Genomic DNA, 1,799 nt, shown 5'->3' with positions numbered 1-1,799 from the left:
CCCGGCGCCCGCGCTGAACGGCAACGGCCGGCCGGCCGGCGGCCCGGTGCTGGCCAAGCCGCCGGTCCGCAAGCTCGCCAAGGACCTCGGCGTCGACCTCGCCGCACTGACCGGGTCGGGCCCGCTGGGCTCGATCACCCGGGAGGACGTACAGCGGGCGGCGGCGGCCCCGGCGGCGGCCGAGCCGCTGACGGTCGCGGCGCCGGTCACGGCCGCCGCGAGCTTCGGCGCCGACCGCGAGCAGCGCATCCCCGTCAAGGGGGTACGCAAGCTCACCGCGGAGAACATGTCCCGCTCGGCGTTCACCGCCCCGCACGTCACGGAGTTCCTGACCGTCGACATGACCCGGGCGATGAAGGCGCTGGACCGGCTCCGCGAGCGGCGCGAGTGGCGGGACGTACGCGTCTCGCCGCTGCTGCTGGTCGCCAAGGCGGTGCTGCTGGCGGTCAAGCGCCACCCGATGGTCAATTCGACCTGGGCCGGCGACGAGATCGTGGTCAAGGACTACGTGAACCTGGGCATCGCGGCGGCCACCGAGCGCGGCCTGATCGTGCCGAACATCAAGGACGCCGGCCGGCTCTCGCTGCGCGAGCTGGCGGACGCGATGACCGACCTCGTGCAAACGGCCAAGGCGGGGAAGACCTCGCCGGCCGACATGTCCGGCGGCACGCTGACCATCACCAACGTCGGCGTCTTCGGCGTCGACACCGGTACGCCGATCCTGCCCCCGGGCGAGTCCGCGATCCTCGCCTTCGGCGCGGTCCGGGAGCTGCCCTGGGTGCACAAGGGCAAGGTCAAGCCGCGCCTGGTCACCACCCTGGGCCTCTCCTTCGACCACCGGATCATCGACGGTGAGCTCGGCTCGAAGTTCCTCCGCGACATCGGGGACTTCCTGGCCGACCCGGAGGCGGCGCTGCTCGCCTGGACCTGACGGTCCACCGCATCAGGCAACGGCCGGTGTGCCAGGGGTTGACGCCCGGCACACCGGCCGTTGCCGTTGGGAACGAAACCTCGGCCCGTGAGGGCACTTGACCTACGATCCTTAGGTACGTGGTTCAGCTCACCTAATAATCGATGGAAGTTGGCGGCGTTCTGCGGTTCAATAGAGACATCAAGGGGCTGACAACCGAATAGCCAGGAGGAGAGACCCAGATGAGCATGATCGAGCGAATCCGCAACCGCCGCGACGCCAACCGCCGCGCCCGTGCCATCGAGCACGCGCTGCGTTCCGCCAACTCGCCCGCGGTCCGCGAGGAGCTTCTCGCCATCGCCCAGCGTCACATGAGCTGACGCTCCCCAACTTCCTCACCTCCTCCAGTTCGAAGACCCGCCCGGGGCGCACCGGGCGGGTCTTCGGCGTTTCACGTCGATTGGCACCGGGATTCCACCTCGCCGCAGCGCCCGGTACGGTGGGTCTCGGTCGCCAACCGCCCGCCCCCGGACCGATCGCCCCGAGAGCAACCGATCGATGTCGTCCGGTGACGTTCGGTGACGGCCGGTGCTCCCCCGGGCGCCTCCGGGCGGCCACCGGATACGGTGCGGGGAGCCCGCACGGCCGGTACCTGCCGGCGACGCCGGCAGCCATGCCGACGGTCCCGATCGGCATATCGGCGGCCGACATGTGATGGAGGAGGCGCACCCATGACGTCCGAGGCCCCGCACCGCCCTGGCCAGGAGCCGGGCGAGGTGTCGCCGGGCGCCGGCGGACCGGTGCCGTACGGCGACCGCCCGGCGCAGCAGGACAACGGGTACGGCGCACCCGACCTCGGCTGGGCCCCGCCCCCGCCGGCCGGTCGGCC

The 1,799-nt window shown here is 71.8% G+C and carries 2 protein-coding genes; both read left to right on the top strand.

The genetic code is table 11. From position 1 onward, the window contains the following. A partial coding sequence (locus B0E53_RS36180) for a dihydrolipoamide acetyltransferase family protein (protein WP_146167964.1) occupies positions 1-931 on the top strand: 931 nt, incomplete at its 5' end. Positions 932-1,152: 221 nt separating this feature from the next. Further along, positions 1,153-1,290, top strand: coding sequence for a hypothetical protein (locus B0E53_RS38280; protein ID WP_165823299.1), 138 nt, complete (start codon positions 1,153-1,155; stop codon positions 1,288-1,290). Positions 1,291-1,799 lie beyond the last annotated feature (509 nt).

This window comes from Micromonospora sp. MH33 (genome assembly GCF_003013775.1).
Taxonomy (GTDB): Bacteria; Actinomycetota; Actinomycetes; order Mycobacteriales; family Micromonosporaceae; genus Micromonospora; species Micromonospora fulviviridis.
Note: the sequence above shows the minus strand (reverse complement) of the source record. Positions and strands in the feature narration are given on the sequence as shown.